General features: G+C 31.7%; 9 protein-coding genes. 3 read left to right on the top strand and 6 right to left on the bottom strand.

Features of this window, described 5'->3' with window-relative positions:
• Window position 1 precedes the first annotated feature (1 nt).
• Genes Q4Q40_RS22200 through Q4Q40_RS22220 form a run of 5 tightly spaced genes read right to left on the bottom strand, consistent with a single transcriptional unit; the run spans window position 2 to window position 11143 of the window.
• Window positions 2-1333, bottom strand: a complete 1332-nt coding sequence (locus Q4Q40_RS22200) for a hypothetical protein (RefSeq protein ID WP_303304252.1) — start codon at window positions 1331-1333, stop codon at window positions 2-4.
• 30 nt (window positions 1334-1363) lie between these two features.
• Entirely contained in the window at window positions 1364-2287 is a 924-nt protein-coding gene (locus Q4Q40_RS22205) for a hypothetical protein (protein WP_303304253.1), read from the bottom strand.
• Window positions 2288-2312: 25 nt separating this feature from the next.
• Window positions 2313-5180: a S8 family serine peptidase gene (locus Q4Q40_RS22210; RefSeq protein WP_303304254.1), complete on the bottom strand. Its 2868-nt coding sequence runs from the start codon at window positions 5178-5180 to the stop codon at window positions 2313-2315.
• 5 nt (window positions 5181-5185) lie between these two features.
• On the bottom strand, window positions 5186-8032 hold the full coding sequence (locus tag Q4Q40_RS22215) for a virulence factor SrfC family protein (protein WP_303304255.1): 2847 nt from the start codon (window positions 8030-8032) through the stop codon (window positions 5186-5188).
• A gap of 21 nt (window positions 8033-8053) precedes the next feature.
• Window positions 8054-11143 carry a virulence factor SrfB gene (locus Q4Q40_RS22220; RefSeq protein ID WP_303304256.1) on the bottom strand — a complete coding sequence of 1030 codons (3090 nt, stop codon included), beginning with the start codon at window positions 11141-11143 and terminating at the stop codon, window positions 8054-8056.
• A gap of 544 nt (window positions 11144-11687) precedes the next feature.
• Between Q4Q40_RS22220 and Q4Q40_RS22225 the strand changes: the two genes are divergently transcribed.
• Window positions 11688-13541 (top strand): tetratricopeptide repeat-containing sensor histidine kinase, encoded by a 1854-nt coding sequence (locus Q4Q40_RS22225; protein WP_303304257.1) that lies wholly within the window; start codon window positions 11688-11690, stop codon window positions 13539-13541.
• A complete protein-coding gene (locus tag Q4Q40_RS22230; RefSeq protein ID WP_303304258.1) occupies window positions 13538-14203 on the top strand; it encodes a response regulator transcription factor in 666 nt (221 codons plus the stop codon). Before Q4Q40_RS22225 ends, Q4Q40_RS22230 begins: the two co-directional genes overlap by 4 nt.
• Window positions 14204-14249: 46 nt before the next feature.
• On the opposite strand, the gene Q4Q40_RS22235 is transcribed toward Q4Q40_RS22230, so the two are convergent.
• Window positions 14250-14411, bottom strand: coding sequence for a hypothetical protein (locus Q4Q40_RS22235; RefSeq protein WP_303304259.1), 162 nt, complete (start codon window positions 14409-14411; stop codon window positions 14250-14252).
• Window positions 14412-14625: 214 nt separating this feature from the next.
• Here Q4Q40_RS22235 and Q4Q40_RS22240 point away from each other — a divergent pair, with 214 nt between their 5' ends.
• Window positions 14626-18381, top strand: a complete 3756-nt coding sequence (locus Q4Q40_RS22240; RefSeq protein WP_303304260.1) for an NACHT domain-containing protein — start codon at window positions 14626-14628, stop codon at window positions 18379-18381.
• The last annotated feature ends 643 nt before the right edge of the window (window positions 18382-19024 follow it).

The raw sequence follows: 19024 nt of genomic DNA on the forward strand, positions 1-19024 counted from the left end.
ATTATTTATTAAATAAATCTAGAATACTTTTTTTGCTCGGCCTTATTCTTTTCATAAAGGTTTTTATGATTTCTTGTGCCGATGTATTGTCAAACTCACACAACTGCTGAAAATAAACCTTGCCCAAAGAAAACGGTTCTACAGTAAGTTCTCCTCCATTAATTCGGTTTTTCTTACAGATCCCTTTAAGGGTATTTATAAGTGCTAAAAATCCTTCGTTAAGATATTCCTTGGCTTTATCTATGCGTTCCTTATCCTCACCAGGTATTAAATCTGCTTTGGTAACTACAAGAAATATAGCATCAGTTGATTTACCAAATACTTTATTTTCTGGTTTGTTAAAAAAAGATGAGGCTGCTTCTAAATAATCACTCTGTAAATACCCGTCGGCATCTCTCTTATTCTTTTTATCAAAATCGATGAAGAAAAAATGAATCTTTCGATTGTTTCCTCTCAAAAAACGCATCAAAGAATCAAAAGTCTCCTGATGTGATTGAGAAGGTAATTCCTGACCAGCATTTTTATTATAAAAACATTGAAAAATCTCACCACTTAATTCAATCAACGACACAGAACGGGCATTGTTTTCTTTTGATGTTTTTAAAGTAAAAGGAAGATACTGCGTAGAATCGGTAGGGCTTGGAGGAGGTAAAATAGCAATATCGTCAACAAAAATATTTTTTAATTGAGTCATATAATCATAACCAGGCCCCATAGCATATTCAAGGTACCCTGCTTTGTGGGCAGTACTAAGAAGAGCCCCTAATGCACAGGTTTTACCAGATCCAGGGATACCCCAAAAATATACCTCAGTATAACCGTCTGGTATAGATTGAGGCGTCTTGCCAAGTTTTAAACTTGATTGTTTAGTGCTTGTCAAAGCATCCAACACTTTTGTAGAAATACCTAAATCTAACAGATCATTATGATTAAGTATTCCGTTTCTCAAATAATCCAAGATTTGATCAGGTGCATATTCGTTGAGATTAGTTTTTAGCTTGTCTAGAATTACTCGCTTTTGTGCATGAGTTCGACCTCGTTCTTCTTCCAAAAATTTAATTGAGTTCTTAGCTTCTTGTACATGCTTGCCATTTGGAAATCGGGTAATATAATCACGTAATGCTAATTCATCACTATATTTAGCTTTTTCCCAGGCTTCATTATCTATTCTTTCAAGGTCGTTTAACAGCTCCTGTATGTCTCTTCGCTTTTGGGCATCTAATTGCCCTGTGTTCTTCAGTTCGTCAAGAGTTACTTTTCCTGTTTTAATTTCTTCGAAAAGCTGTTCTACAGTAAGACTTGTAATATTTAACAGCATAGCGTTTTTATCCATATGTTCTAATTACTAAATAGTTAATATTTTTTAAAGATGTTTTTCAGATTTACTACCTGCTAACAAAAATTTCAGCCCTGGATCCTTAGTACTACGTTTTGTAACGAAATATGAAAACAACATCAACAAGTACAGCACAATTGCAGAACCAAAAGACAATACTGTTGAGGGCGTTTGTAGTGTTTGAATTTGATCGGACACATCATTAAATACCATGGGAAACGCAAAATTATCTGTCTTTTCACCAGGTGCCCTAAAAGTTGAGAACTCTACGAGAGCTGTTTTACTATTTCTCAGACTTACTTCTAACGTTTTTAATACTGTCACAATACCAATGGATTTCCATTCCTCTACTTTGTTTTTGGAAGATGCTAGCCAAATGGAGTCTATCTGCTTCATTTCCTTATAATTACTAGGATATACCTGAGTATTTAAAGTGAACATTTTATTTTCAATCTGAATACTATCGTCTGTACCTTCTTCAAAACCGTATGTTACATACTCTCTTGGATTGACCTGTTTGTTTCTTACTACACTATTGAGGCGTCTTTCATATAACATCAAACGATTGTTTGAATAATCTTCATATTCAACAAACATGTTTTCTACTTGTTCGATATTAGTAATAACCTGCGAAGTAATAACTTCTTTATTATTATACAGTTCAAAATAATGAGAATAAGCACGCAATGATATCACTGCAGTAATGACAAATACAAATAACAATACCCACTCTGTTATGCGTTTGAATTTGGATGGATAATTGGTTCTTTTAGTCCATTTAGCCCAAAAAGCAAGACCTCCTAAAACAAGAAAGAAACCAAACGCTAGCATAATACTAAAAGTAAGATTTCCGTAACTAAAAAGGTTTATACTTAAAAAGCATATATATCCAAAAATGAGCGCTCCTAAAACAGTAAATAAATCGGCTAATGAAAATTTTGATTGATCCATATTAAAAAGTTTAATGATATTATTATTAATTGATTTTTTCTCCCTGCCCCTGTCGTCTAAGTAATTGACGGTTAATCTTTTCCAATTGTTGCTGCAGTTCTTCTCTTTTACGCTCAAGTTCTTCAAAATCTTCATGAGCTAATGGCTGACTTAGGTTTTCAGGAAAGTCTTCATTATTAGAAATTCCTAAAGAAAAGGTAAAAATATGACGCAATTCTCCCTCTTCTACAATTGTGCCATTTAACACCTTTGTGCTATCTCCATATTTCACTGTTATGGAGTAAGGATTCTCTTTAATATTGGTGGCTTTTTTTTTGAAAAAGTTAAGATAAATACTATAAGAGCCATGAGGAGCACTATGAGTTGGCCAATAAATATTTTCAATAGGTGTCATGCTATGTGATGTTTCAGCATTCATATCAATTTCCAAAAGACCGCCACTAGAAACCGTTTTATTTTTATACCAAATCTTGTCCCCATTCGGATCAACACAATGTAAATCCAAATCATTGTAATTGTCCCAACTTAAAAGTATTTGTACATCACCGGTAGAGGGTATTTCAGGCTGACTCTCACAATTTTTCAAATCATTAGCTTGAATTGCTTGTAATGCTTTATCCAGTTGTACCATGTTTCCAATTTCGCCATCACTTACTTTCCCTGTACTTTGAATAACACAAATAACCTCTTCGGCCGTTATATTACGGTTAAGGCTTTTAATCAATGCCACAGCTCCACTAACAATAGGAGCTGCCATACTAGTACCATTCATAACGGTATATTTATCGCTTCCAACAGTACTGAATATATCCACCCCTGGAGCAGATACAGTTGAAAAATCACCATAGTTACTAAACCCTGCTCTATGTATTTTCTGTAGGTTTTTATCAACTGCTGATACTGTTATAAAATCTTTTGGACGGTTCATAGGATCTATACCTGCTAACATATTATCATTACCAGCAGCTATAACAATGACAGCTTTATGCTCATTAGCAATTTTCATAATTTCTTTCCATAAACGTTCTTCTTCCTTAAAATGATTGTTTTGTAAATCTTGTTGTTTAGCTTCAGGTAAGCGACCTTCAAATTCAGTATTTAACGAAATATTTATAACATCAGCTCCTTGATAAAGCGCATATAGCACACCATCTAAAATGGAAGTAGTCGTCATTATATTTTGACTATTAGCTACTTGAACGGGCATAAACCTGCTATTTGGAGCAACTCCACAGTTACCTTTGCCATTGTCTATTGTTGCTAAGGCTATACCTGCCACATGGGTTCCATGATCTACAGTTTGTGCAAAAACATCTTTGGAATGCGTCCAAACATTATATGGCATCACTATTTTATTACTAAACTCTGGATGTCTTAAACTAAACCCATTATCTACTATTGCAATAGTAATATCTGATACTCCAAGTGTTAAATCCCAAGCTTTCGGAGCGTTAATTGCTTTAAAATACCAAGATTTATCTGGATCATTAAAAGCTGGATCGTTTGGTATATGTCTATTTTCAAACAAGGTTTCATCAAAAACAAAAAGCTCATATTTCGGTTCAAATAATCCTGGAATGGTTTGTTTTAAATTTTCCCTTTCTTCCTTTGGTAACTTTATTTGCATACGTTTTACAACATCATCATAATAAATCACTTTGTATGTATTATCTGGAAATTTGGCTTTAAAATCCTTAGCTAAATCAATGATAGACTTATCTTTATTTTCCATTAAAATATTAAGTCGATTCCCTATAATAACAGGTTTTCCAGGTTCACGGATAATTTCAGTAGAGTCAACGGGCTCTAACACACCTACTTCAGGCGGGAGCAAATCATGATATTCAAGTGGTGTTGGTTCAGGCTCATAGGGTTCCTTCCGATTATAAATACCTCCTTTTCCTAAATTTGGATCTTGTACATTTTCTGGCTTATCAATTAATGAAGGGGGCAAAACTTGTTCTGGACGAAGATCACAACAACTACGGTACAACCAAGAAAAAAGAAACAATAGCAACAAGAGAAGAAACAACCATAATAGCCACCTCAGCCAACTCGCAATAAACCAACTCCAAAAACGCCTATACCAAGGCACTTTTGCAATAGTTAATGGTATTTCTCTATATTGAGCTCTAAATACAGTGTCCTCAGTTATAATGAAATTCTTAGGGCTCTTATCCCACCCCATAAACTCATAACCATTCTTAGCTTGAACTTCGGGTATTTCACTTTGGTTAATGAGTTCATTTTCGTATTTTGTCAATTCATAATTGCCCAGAATACGACCTTCCTCCCCTGTCTTAAAGACAATACTAAAAGAATTTATAAGGGGGTTTTTAATAAAATCTTCTTCTTCTGACAAAGGAACACTGTCAGGTTTTTCCTCTTCTTTATTCTTTTTTGGAACAAATTGGGTTTTCATGGCTATCCCAATAGATTCCCTTATTTCATCTCGTAACTGCATACCCCAAATACCCAAAATAGTTTTACCATCATAACAATAAACAAAATCATCATTAACAAATTTTATTGCTTTCTCTAGACTTTCAGCTTTACGTGTTTCACCTTCATGTTCAAGTTGTTTAATTACAGTTTCAAAATGAGTAGTTGTTTCTGTTTTAATTTGTTCATATTGAATACGGATTTCACCTTGCATCTCTGTTAATCGTTGAGGCGTCTCCTTATATGGATGGCTAAACCAGAATATGGTTTCTCCCTCTTCTATGACAGGTTGTGCTAAAAAATGTTGATAATTCTCATCTATCTTCTTTCTAACGGTATTCTCTATATCAGAGAAACGATCAAACAATGAATGTTCTCCAAATCCTTGAAGGGATTTAAAGTATTTTTTCTCACAACTGCATAACGGTTTTTTTCCTTTTACTTTTGGCATGATTATTAATATTTAATAGCGCTATTTTCTTCAATAATAGCCTTTAATTGATCATTAGCCTGAACATCATAATTGGGAATATCACATACAGAAACAAACCCTACTTTTAACAAATTGTACCATTGAATATAGCTTCTATAATTAGGTAATAGTTTTATATCCTCCTTTGGCAAAGGGTTTTTATTCAATAACTCAGGTAAATCCCCCATTTTTGCCAAGAGTTGGGCTGCTTCGTTACGCGTGTTTTGTTTAAACTGCAAATCATCATCATCTAAAATCAATCCTAAAGTATTATTTTCATTGGCTCTTTTAAGATCAATTAAATCGGAATTAGTAAAATATTCCATGCCTATGGTATTCACGAATATGTTAATTATTTCGGCGCTGATATCTGAAATCATTTCATAAACCTCCTCGATATTTCGATAGCCATCTACATATCCCCGAATTCTGTCAGCAATAATCTTTGTTATTTTTAACCTTTTAAATAATGTGCGCAACATTATTTGAATATCCTTTAGATCACTTTCAGATAGTATTTCAGAAAGTTTTTCCCTGTTCTCCGGCATATAATGATCAAACCAATATACCTCCAAAGAATCTGCCAACATTTGTGAAAAGTTTCGAACTCTATCATTGTTACCATAAAAAAGCTCATTTAAATCAAGTCCTTGTGTCTCAAAATATGCTTTACAAGCCTCTTTTGTTGGTTTTTCATAGTGCTCTCTCAAACGATCTAAATTGGTCTCAAAATTATCTGAAGGATTTAGCCCTTTAACATTTAACCTAATTGCGCTATATTGATCTAGATTAATCACATCACGACGTTCTATATCACGAATTTGTTTAAGATAAATACGATACACCTCGCTTTGAGGCAACATAAATCCTTTCATCATAGTCCCAAAGAAATAGGGGTTTTTTCCGAAAGCAATATCCAAACTAACCTGTATATCTCCTGCTGTTTCTTTCGCTTTCTGTATTCTTGCATCAGAATCGGAATCATGATAATGTTTATATAACTCTGCTAGAATAGCTTCAGAAATACTTATAAGCTCGCGTTGTATCTTTTCAATTCGAGCTGCATCAATATTATTTGCAGCTATCGTAAGACTTTTAATAATTAGAGAAGTTCCATCTTCATTAATACTTGCAGCATGATCCCATGATTCTGTAGGGTTTTTAAAGTGTTTTTTTACAAACTCAAACTCAATAAAAGATTGTTTTAAATCTTTATGAAAATCATGATATTTCTTTGTAATTTCTATTTCTTTTTCTTCTCCATATTCGTTAAAACCTTTATATAGACGACTAATACTTTCCGATTTTTCAAAATCACGTAGAAGAAAAACATTTTGGAATAAGGGGTTTGAAGTTGTCCAGTTTTCAAACCAGTCATAAGTCTCTATTTTTAATAATTGATCTGACAATGAACGTTCAAAACGTTGGCTCCATCTATAGTTCAAAGATGAATCATCTCCTTTCTTATCTTGTAAGGGATCAAATTGTAAATTAACATTGAACCAGGTACCTACAATAAATAAAGGGGGGATTTTTGATCTATTAACAAACAGCTCTCTCTTTTCGGGAGTATCTCCAACAATTTTCTCTACCCAATTATTTAATAATTCTGGCATAGATCGTTGTACAGGATCCGTATGTTTAGCACAGAATAATAAAACGTTAATTTTTTCGGCTTCTGAATATCTATTGAATAAGTATGCTACTTTTCCTCTCAATAATAATTCTGGAATTATTTCGGCTTCAATTAAATTTTCAGGATGCGTTAAACGGCCTCTAGCACCAGGGAAATCTAGCAAATCTGTTTCTTTCAAAAATGGTTTATTGTTTAGTAACGACTTTGGTATATTAAATACAATTTCTGCTGTTAAAGCGCATAAGTATGATTTTGCAATAGATATGATATTCTCCTTCCCTTTCTTGGCTATCAATACGCTTGTATTAGGCTTATAATTTGATTCAATTCCATCGTGGGGAAAATAAATCTCTTTCATGCGCTTAACATCAAGTAAGGTCCCGTTTTTGTATAACACCGCTTCTATAGACAAATAAACAACAGTAGTAAACTTTAATTTTTCGTATTCCTTCATTAAAGAAGAAAAAAGGGCTGAAATAATTTCATTTTTATTCCAAAGCAGAGAAAAAATTTCCACCCATTCATCCGGTTGAGCTTTTGAAATTAATAATGGTATATCCTTAAAAAAATTTGAATTAAGTACTTCTCCAGCCTTTGACAAATAAGTATTAAAATAATCTCGTATATTCAAAATATCATCTTCCTCCAAAACAGTTTGCTGCGATTCTCGACTCTGATAAGATTCCTTATAAGAATTCAATGCATTATCAATTGATTCCGTTTTTAATACTAAATCGTGACTGACTTTAATGTCTGTGTAAAAACTATCACAAAGTACCATGACAATATCTGCAGGAGAAAGCAATATAGCTTTTATTGGATATTCAGAATGTTCTGGGAGATAATCAGCAGAAAAACGTGATACTAAACTTGTAGATTCCGAGCCTCCACCTGGTGGATTTATATCTTCTATGAAATTATAATCTTTATTATCTCCATTGCTAATAACAAACGGTGTTCCTATATCGGAAAGTAAACTACTTATTAAGTAGGATTTTCCAACTTGACTTTCTCCATACATGGCAGCTGCTGGATTCCCTTCTAAAGCATAACATTTTTTTCTAAGTTGACGACGCAAATTCACAAGGTTATTATAGGCCGTCTCACCCTTTGCCCCCTGCATGGAATCGGTTTCTTTAATCCATTTAATAGACTTATTAATGATTTCAAGTTGAGATTTTATCTGCTTTTCCATGGAAATAGTTTTTGATTTGTATTAGATAGACAAATTTGAAAATTCGCCAGTATCAAGCCAATAATTATCAGTCTCAATCATGCTTTGTACCTGAATCCTAAAATAATTAATTGGTAAATCTTCATAATTACAGTCTTCAACCGATTCTATAATAAGTAATTCCTTATCTTCAAGATAATCCCTTTCTATTGTGAATTTAAGCGGTGTTAATTTTTCCAAACGCATAATTTCGTTAGTTACAGCATCGTTTACCTGCATCCTGTTATGCACATCCAAGCCTAGTTTATTTATCAATCGAGATTTAATATTTTCTTTATTAAAATCAAGTACAAAAAATGGCCTTGTGGGATAAGATTTAGTATCCAATTGTCTAGTCCAAATACGCATAGGTAATTGTGATACTTCTAATATCGTATTGTTCAATTCTGGCGACAGAAAAGATAATCCATTTAAAGATTTTGCAAAGTAATCTGTTGTAGGTAGCATATGTTTCTTTAATTCTCTAAAATCCAACGAAAAACCATTTAAACTTCCTTTTGTTGAAGCATAATTGCCTATCATTGCTCCAACTGCAACAATAGACTTAGTATCTTCGAAATTCCCCTTACCATCTTGAAAAGGATACCAACTTCCTATTCGATAATCATTAAGTGTAATTAACCTATTTGGCGAAATGGCGTAATATTTTAAAAATAAATTAGAAAGAGGTTTAAGAGAAGTAGGTCGCCCAGAAAGCAGCACAATATCGCATCCATAATAGGACAATAGAGTTGAAATTTTACTAGCCAATGGATCAAATGTAGATTCTACAATTTTAGATATTACATTCTTATCGTAAGACCATTGGATAGCTTCAATTTTAAAACCAAAATGATCTTCAAAATGTTTTAGTACCCGTTCAGAAGGTTTGTTCTTCGAAAAAATATCAGAATAGTTCAAAACAGCCTTTTCTATTTGGCCATTATTTAAAATTTCAAGGTATTGAAGCGCAATCGGGACAGATACCTGTAAATTAAATTCGTTACGTATCTGCCTATGAGTAACAGATTGTCGTGCATTGTCACTTCCAAAGAAATCAAGAATAAGAGCTGTTATATCACTTAAGTTCTGTTTCTCCAATACATTTTTTACAACAGCATGAGGACCTTCTATTACGACCTCCCGTATTAATCGGTTCAGTAAGTCATCTCCTGCCTTATAAAAACTCTCCCAAAACAAGGGTACAGGTGTTAGTTTGCACTGTCCTTCATCATGATATTTATAAGCTGCAATCATTACATCTGTCGTACCCGCACCAATATCAACAGAGCCTATAGTAAGTGATTTTTTATCATATTCTCCTAAATCATTTCTATGCTTTCCATAAAAGTTAAAATACTCATCACTATTGTTTAGATAGCGTTTGGTTATTTCTGCATACACGTACACAAATTGCGAACAAGTAGCTTCATCATAAAACCATTCTGTACGCTCTTCCGTTTTCATTAAATCTTTTGCAGAAGGAACAACTTGAGTTTTCTTACGGTGATCTTTCTCCTCTATATCATCGTAGAATGTACCTGCATAAAATCGATCAAGGATAATCGAAGCGTCTTCAGCACATTTCCGTAAGGCAACCTGTTCAACCTTTGACATTGCTGTAGGACAGGTTATGATAATTCTTCCTAAACGACGCGGTTTATCTTCATTTCCCCACTTATGACGAAATGTATAACTATTGATTTGCATTTTAGCTTGAGCCAAGATTTCAAGCATAGCAAAAGTCATCAACGCTCTACGAGAATAATATTTGTCTATACCCCCTTCCCCTGTAGTATTAAGTGTTCCATCAAAATTTAATTGCTCCGAAACACCCTTAATATGAACTAATTGCTCTACCTCTCCTTCAAGAGCCACAAACTCCCAATCCTTCTCTTGGGGGCTCCGATCCCACAAATAGCGCTTTGGGCTAGAAAATGTAGTTATCTTCTCTACACCTGTATTAAGATTGACAGCTTGATAAATCAACTCATTGGCCTCACATCCCAGTCGGACCATGCTTGGAAAAACAAACTGCATACTTTGTTTTAAATTACTAACACCAAAACCTACAGATCGAAAAGCCAATCGCATATCAAATGAATCAGCTAATCGATTGAGTTTACCATTCTTTAATGGTGTTGTAAAATTTTGAAGCCCTAATGGCTCAACCCTTGTAAAATCTCCATCATCAAACAAAACTGCACAAGTACGGGAATTACCAATATCCAATACAATATCTACATCTCCAAAAACCACTTTCTTATCAGAAAAAAGTTTTATAGAAGGCAGTATATTCAACTGTTGTATATAACCCAATAAATATATATACTGAGAGAGATAACTCATTTTGGGTTTTTTGATTTTCAGATCGTCAATTTTCTTTTGACCATGGTAAATATGTAACAAATATTCATCAACCCATTCACAATTTCGAGACTCTGAACAAAAGTCCACTAAAGAAATTTCATTGTTACACAGTTCAAATTCTTTTACTTTATCATATTCACTTGAAAAAACTGGTGTTTCATTAAGATCATCTTCCTCAAAACTTTCCCCCTCATAACTAGTTCTTGTATCAAATACTAATAATATGGTGTATTTTCTCTTATTACCTGAAACCGATTCGGGTATTAATTTAAAACGACACCAGTTAGTTGGACCAAAATCTGAATGACCATTATCCTTCACCTTAAAATATGGAAAAGGCAACCATATATTCTCAAATTTTTCAAAACGGCATTTATTCAATGTTATTGAAAAACAATCTGTTCCACCGTCTTCAGTTTCCATAGGACGTATAGGTTGATAACCTTCATGCTCAAAATCATTAACAATTTCTTCCCACTTGTAATTAACAAATTTATTATTTCTATAATGTCCAACCTGATTATTGCTGAGATAGCCTAAAATAGACAATTCATTTTTCCTTACCCAAATGTCTTCTTCTGAAAATTTGTGAGCAAGCTCTAGTTTTAACTTTGAATCTTCAATATCAAACCACTCATGGAAATGCATCTTGAAATTATCATTTAGGTTAATTTCAAGTGGCATTGAATAATATTGAATTCCTGAATTAGCAATTAAATTCATGCATATAATAATTTTATTTCAACGTTATAAAGTATCACTACTTCTTACCCAAAAACAATGTTCTCTATTAATATGGGCAATTGCAGTTTAATCATAGTTTAATTCATAATAATTATCGTACTTTTGGAATATGAAAGTTTTCTAGCTTTACCAAAAGGAGCTTCTTAATACCTATAATACAAACGAGTACCTATTCTATTTTTCAAAAATCCTCGTGAATTTTCTCATACAATATTCGTTGAAATTCTCTTCCTTTCCAATACGGAAATTCCCGTAAATATCAACACAATCAACTCATTCTTAATTATTTGAATTATTTTAGTGCTGGTTTAGTATATTATAAGTGATTATGAAGAAACTTTTACTTGGTCTTATCTACTTTGTGTTTATTACTTCGGTTATAGCACATAACCGAATATCCAATACGATTTTTGAAGAAGTAAGAAAAGAAACAGATTTAAGTCTTCTTATTGAAAAAGCCAAAAAATTAGAAAATGAGTTCAATTATGATCAAGCCATTGAGGTATATAATGAAGCACTTAAAATGGCAATAGATCAAAATCTAATCACAAATTCAGGGTTTATATATAAGAAAATTGGACTTATATATTATCGTAAAGAAAACTATCCTGAATCTATAAAATTTTTTAAAAAAAGTATTCAAATAGATTCGTTATCTAAAAATGCGGCTGACTCTCATTTCAATATCTCCCTAATATATAGAATTAGAGGCAGTGAAGATAGTTTAATATACCGATTGAATAAAGCGGTTGCTATTTACAAAACTTTGAAAGACTCCGATGATAAATTTAGTACTTTTTCCAAAGCAGGTATTCTGTACAAAAATGCTGGTCGATACGACAGTGCAATAAAACACCTGTTATGGGCATATGAAGGTTATGATCAGTCTAATAACTTATCTGGAAAAGCACATGCTAGTAATATCTTAGGTTCCACTCAACGTTTATTAGGCAATTTAGACATTGCGGAACAATATTATAAAGAAGCACTTCATTTAAATAATAAACTTCAAGATACAGTTCAGGTTTCTTTTAGTTATGTAAAAATAGCTAACCTGTTGAAAGAACAAAAAAAGTACAATTCAGCCATTGCGTATTACGAAAAAGGTATTCAATTTCAGGATCAAATTGCATCAAAAAAAGAAGTGGGAAAAATGCTTAATAACCTTGCTTCCGTTTACTATTTACTTAAAAATTATGCAAAAGCAAACACAATTTATCTTCAAGCCTTAGCTTTAAAAAAACAGGAAAATAACACCATTGGTCTTGCTTATACCTACAACGAGCTTGCCATTCTATCTATCCATAACGAGCGTTTAAAACAAGCAAGAGCCTACTTAGATTCTAGCACAGTCTATCTCAAAAACACTAATAATAAAGATGTTGTTTTGAGGAAATATGAAATTGAAGCTCTTTACTCTAAGAAAAAAGGGGACTACAAAAATGCTTTAACATTTCAAGAAAAATACTCCCTACTATACAAAACTATTTTCACCGAAAATCAGACGAAAATTATTCAAGAATTACAAGAAAAATTTGAAAGCAAAAAAAAGCAGGTCAAGATTATCGAATTGTCTAGTAGTAATAAAAATAAAGTTGAGATCATCAACACTCAAAAAAGAAATCTACGTCAGAAGAACATTTTACTACTCCTTGCTCTAGTTATTTTCTTGCTAGTTTTACTCTCTTACTTTTATTTAAAGCAACGACAAAAGTCTCGCGAAAAAGAATTAGAATTACAACAACTTGAATCCGTTTATAAAGGTCAAGAAATAATTAAGAAGAGAATTAGTAAAGATCTTCATGACATTATTACAACCAGTTATGATGGAATTCGGTTGAAGATTTTGGCTCTTCCAAAATCTAAAAACCCCGATAAAGTGAGTCAAATTATTATTGATGAGATCAAAGAAATTAATCAGGAAATTCGGCTAATTTCTCATCGTTTGTCTCCATTAGGAGATAAAATACAAAACTCATCGCTCCGCGAAATTATTACCTCTCAGTTGTCAGAATTTCAATATTATAGAAAAATATTTATTAACGTTCAACTACCACTTCCTGAAGAATTAGACTATATGAAATTAAGCTCTCAAACCAATTTTTACGGTATTATATTGGAAGCACTAAGCAATATTGAAAAACACTCACAAGCCACAGAGGTAAAAATAAACTACAAAAAACAAACAGACGGTCACTTGCTCTTTAGCATTTCTGATAACGGAGTAGGTTTTAAAACAGAGTCAAATAAACAAGGAATTGGTCTATTTAACATGAAACAGCGTACACAACTACTCTTCGGCAATTTTCAAGTAAAATCGACAGAAGAAGGCACCTTAATTTCTTTGGATTTCCCAATTAAAGAAAACATAAAATGAAATCACTATTAAAAATATTAATCGTTGAAGATTCGCAAATTTTTGCACAAGGATTAGAACTTCTTTTGGAACAACATCCATTAATAGGCAGGATAGAAACTGTGAGCAATTTTGAAAACACATTAATTTCATTACGAAAAACCCCCTTCGATATTATAATTCTAGATCTCAATTTTGAAACTAACGAATACGACGGATTTATTATTGCAAAAAAAGTAAAACAGTTATATCCAAAAATAAAAATCATGATTCTTACCCAACATACTCGAATTAGTCATTATGAACGTCTTTTTAAAGAATGTAAAGTAGATGCCTATTTGGATAAGCAGCTTGGAGTGGAAGAAACCTACTCGGCTATAGACTCTATTATGAAAGGGGGAAAATATGTTGACCTCAACATATCTGAAATGCTTGAGATTGAAAGTTGGATGAAGGCTTCGAAAAGAGAAAATGATGTAATTCAATTGTTAATTGATGGTTTAACCCAAAAAGAAATAGCTGAAGAGCTCCAAATTAGTCCCAAAACAGTTGAAGTTCATATTCGAAATTTATTTAATAAATTTAAGGTTAAGAACTCAATTGAACTAGTGGCAAAATACGTAAAATATAAAAGTGCAAATAGAGAAAACGTGGAGGACTCAATTCCTCCCTTTAAAGTATAGAGTAAAAAGAGGAATACTTAAAAGCACTCCTCTTTCTCGAACAAATTTAATCGTTATTTGGGTCAACATTCTCACCTGGCTCTTCGCTAGGTGGATCTGTAGCTAACGTCTCAATTTGTTCTTTTTCTGTACTCTCCGTTTTTTCGGGAGTGCAAGAGGCTGAAACTAATGAAAGGAACAACCCAATTGAAACAAATATGGTTTTCATGACACTTATATTTATGTGTCCTAATCCGGATCGTCTGGATCGCCACCAAATGGACATTAAACAAGACGATTCCTCTGTACAAAGGGTACTTGCTTTGAAGTACACTACAAATATCACATGTATAAGAAGTGGTTTAAATATTCCGTACGAAAGTGGCTTTAAAAGTCCGATTTTGTCCGATTTAGTACAACATATTAAGTAATCATATATAAGAATGAAACCAAAAGGAATTATTAAAGCATATGAAGACGCAAAATCTAAAGATTTGTTAACTTACCTAGGTAATCCTACCAAAGGTCTCCTTCGAAAATGCCTTATCGACTTTATAAATTCTGAATATTACACAGAAAGCCATAAAAAAAGTATTCTTAATTACTTCCCGGATAACATTAAAAGTATAGAATCTGTAATTACCGAAAGTAAAGATGATGATTTTAAAGCTGTCGTTTCCCTTTTAAGTGGAGACACCGATAGTTCAAGTAGAAATGGTACATTTCCTTTAATAAAAATATTGTTGGATTATGATCTTCAATTTAGTATTGACACTATTGAGAAACTGAAGAAAAATAATGAAGAAAAAAAACTCACTTCTGAAGAAGCCGTAAAAGAAATATTTAGAATATTTAAAGAAAAAAGCATTTTTAATAGTATTAGTATCAATGGCGATGTAAACAATTCTCTAGGAATTTTACCAATGTGCGAATACTATATTCAACTTTCTTATGTATCTCATCAAGAACTACACAATCGAGATAGCTTAATAAAATCTGAAAAAGAAAACTCATTTTCTAAGGTGAGTAGTCATACAAAAGCCTATTATGATAGTGATTTATCGCAAGGCTATATTTCAGAAAGCATCTTGTCTAACAAAAAAGTAATTATTAGTGGTAACCCAGGTGTTGGTAAATCAACTTATGCCCGGTGGCTTTGTTATAAATGGGCCAAAAGCAATAATTACAAAGAGGTTAAAAAAACTGTCATTTATATTCAATTAAGAGATTTAAATTTTAAGAAAAAAAACTTTATCCTAAACTATATAAACGATAATTACTTTTCAAACAACAACTTAAAAATCAAATCATTAAACTTATTCCCTAAGCTATTATTAATACTAGATGGGTTTGATGAAATCAGTATAAATGATAGGCTTAAGCTTTCTTCGGGTGTAGAAACATATAATTACATTCTCTTATCCAGACCTTATGGTTTAATTCAACATAACTTTAGTTATGACTTTGCGGTACAAATTGATGGATTTAACAGTAATTGCATTCAAAACTATATTAGTAAACTGATTGAAGATGAAGACCAAGAAAAAGAGCTGAATAAACTTATAGAGAAAAATAAAATCTTAAAGGAGTATGCCAACACTCCTCTAATGTTATCATACATAGTATTAATCTATAAAGTAAGTTCAAATGTAAAGGAAGATTTATCCTCGATTCAATCAGTATATGAACTTCAAGAAAAAGTATTCAACTGGATACTAGACTATGGAGAAAAAAAGCAAACTATTGATGCACGATATATAGAGGCCATGAAGAACAAAGCAAATGAGTTTGCTTATTTAATGTTAATAAACAAAAAGTTTAGCTATATAGGTAATACAAGTGATGATTTCAGATCTGTAGCCGAATTTTTATCAGCAGCTGGATTAGGTAGCCACAAAAGAGTTCACACTAACAGTTTGGAATGGAAGTTCACATTCAACACTGTTACTTTTCAGGAGTTTTTATCCGCACAATATTTGGAAAGCAAAAAGTTGAACTATGAAGCCATTATTTATTTAGTTACTGATTCTTTTTTCTGGAATTTTTGCATTATGATCATAGGAATGCTGTCAAAAAATGAAGTTTTAGCAAAAAACATGGAACAAAAACAGCAATTATTAACCGATACTTTAGAGTATGTATACAAAATGTTTGCTAAAGAAGATTCCGCAAAATTTTATGGCTACGCCTATTATATGCTACTAGCAGAATGTAATAAGCATTTAATTAAAAGGAGTATTAAATCAGATGACCTTAAGTTAATTATTAGGTTCTATAGTGAAGTCTTTTTTGACGCTTTTTGGGTAAAAGCCATGTTAGATTCCATAGATAAGATAGTTTATAAACTACCATATCACCTCCAAATTAAGTTTACTGATTATCTATCTATAGAAATATCGAAAATCCCCAAGCAAGTAACTGATGAAAAATTCAACTTTCAAAATTACTTTTACTTGTCTGATCTTATTGAAATAGGAATAAAGCATAACGAAACTCAAATTACTAGTTGTGTTATCAACACTCTAGTTTACATTAAAAATGACATTTCTAAATGCTCTGACTCAGCTGAATCTATTCTTACCAAAAGAGGAAATGAAGAAACTTTAAACGGGAAACATAGTGAAGAATATTTTTCTCTAATTGATCAAGAAAATTGGGGAAGAGAAATACTATCCAGTTTATCTCTGCCTCTAAGGTTTGTAGCACAAAAGGAGTTACTAAAACATAAAGAAGAATTGCTTGACATCTACCATTCCGAACATACCGCAATTCTAACTTTACAAAGCATTATCTCTAAAATTGTAACAGAGTATAATTTTCCTGAACTTATAAAAAAATATATTTATTTAAAAGAAAAATACAATTACTCCAAGCATAATTCGGGTGATTTTTTCGATAATGCTTTATTGCTTTCAGAATATCTATATATTTTTCTAATCTTAAATAAAAATTTAGACTCACAAGAAGAGAGAAAAATTATTGAGATTATATATTTCCTTAGTGATTATTTTCTTAATGATGAAACCTTTAAAGGAGAAACAACTTATTTCCATGACCATTTTATAGATGTTATTGTAGAGACCATAGTTGTTATAGATAATAAAAGGCTTTATGATTTGCTATTTAATATTATCATAAAATCTGATGGAACAATTTATACTAGACTTAAAGACGAAAAGGCTTTTGTGGATTATACAAAGTCCAACTTTAAAAAGTCACTTGCAGACATGAAATTAGATCAGATAGAGAAACTATTATTTATACTTGAAAAAACACCAAATGCTGAATTTAGTTTTTTTTTATTTAAAGATGATCTCTTACAATTGCTGGAAAGATTAATTATTGAAAACAATTCGCTATTAAAAGAAAAGAGTAATCACACAGAAGTAAGTAATTTAAAAGAGATTATCAGAAAAGTAGCTTGTATCCCTAAAGAGAATCATGAGAAAAAAATCTTCATCGATTACTTTTTCATTGATAATGATATAATACCAGATAATACTGAATCAAAAGAAACCATTTTAAGAACTATTTCTAATAACTTTATTTTTTATGAAAAACAATATTGGGATTTATTCATATCGCTTTTTGAGGAAAATCTATGGAATCATGAATTAGTAATTCCTTTTATAAACAATTCAGATTTATTCTTATTTAAGTCCAATCACTCAAAAATTATAGATGCATTTATAAACACGTTACAAAATGATAAAATCTATAGTTATGATGAGTTAAATTCTGCTATCGATGAAATACTTCCTTTAGTTTCACAAATTTTATTTCATCTAAAAAATTACAAAGAAGGTAATAAGCACATAGCTCTTAGCACCGTTGAAAAAGTATTGACCAACTCTCATGTTGAAAGATTTTGTAAATTCACTCTTGAAGACATTAGCGATATCAACATAATATTAGCTATAATATTATTCTATTATTACAACCCTATACAAGATAAATTTCTTAAGAGCCTAGATTTATACGAAAACTTAAATAAAGAACCTGGTGCTATTTCAGAAATCTTGGATATTTTAATAAAATTTACTGAAAATCAAGAATATGGTATAGAAATGAATGAAGTAGAAGTTTTCAAACCTATTTTAGGTAACAAAATGTATAACGAATTACTTGTATTAATAAAGCAGAGGCTAATAAATAAAAATAAGTTCGACCCTACTCATTTCGAAATATTAATGAAGTAGTATTAAAATAGAAATTACAAAGAAATAATCTCAATAAGCTGGTAAAGATTATTTTATCCTTTAAAATAATTTTCTTTAATTTACACTAGAACATTTTGATATTAAAAAAGTGGTTACCCTATAAGTTACCCTAAGGCAACTTAAAAAGCGGGAAGCCTTGAAAACACTGAAATAAATTAAAGAGTTACGGAGCCTCTTTCTCCGCTGAGAATTTACTAAATTCTACTAAAAGCCTATAAACAATATGTTTATAGGCTTTTTAATTTTATAAAACACCAAATAATAGCAAAAATAGCCAAAGAATCATTAGTGACGAGAAATCTCTAATAATAATATATAATGAGCTCCCCCATACCAGTTATGGTCGGAAGAAATTCCGACCATTTTTTAAGTTTCAAAATGGTCTAAATTCCCTTCACATTTTACAACAATCATAGCAATAGCTAAATTTCTAAGTTCCATTTTATACCATTTCCTTTGTTAATTTACTCAATTATTTGTATATTCCCCTATGGCAAAACAAATAGAAATAGTTATTCAAGAAAGTGAGTCGGAGTTAAAGGTCTTACTCAATCAGCAAACCAAATTATTGCAATATCAGAGAGTAAAAGCATTAGTATTAATAAAACAGGGTCATGTTAGT

This window comes from Flavivirga jejuensis, from assembly GCF_030540765.1.
Taxonomy (GTDB): domain Bacteria; phylum Bacteroidota; class Bacteroidia; order Flavobacteriales; family Flavobacteriaceae; genus Flavivirga; species Flavivirga jejuensis.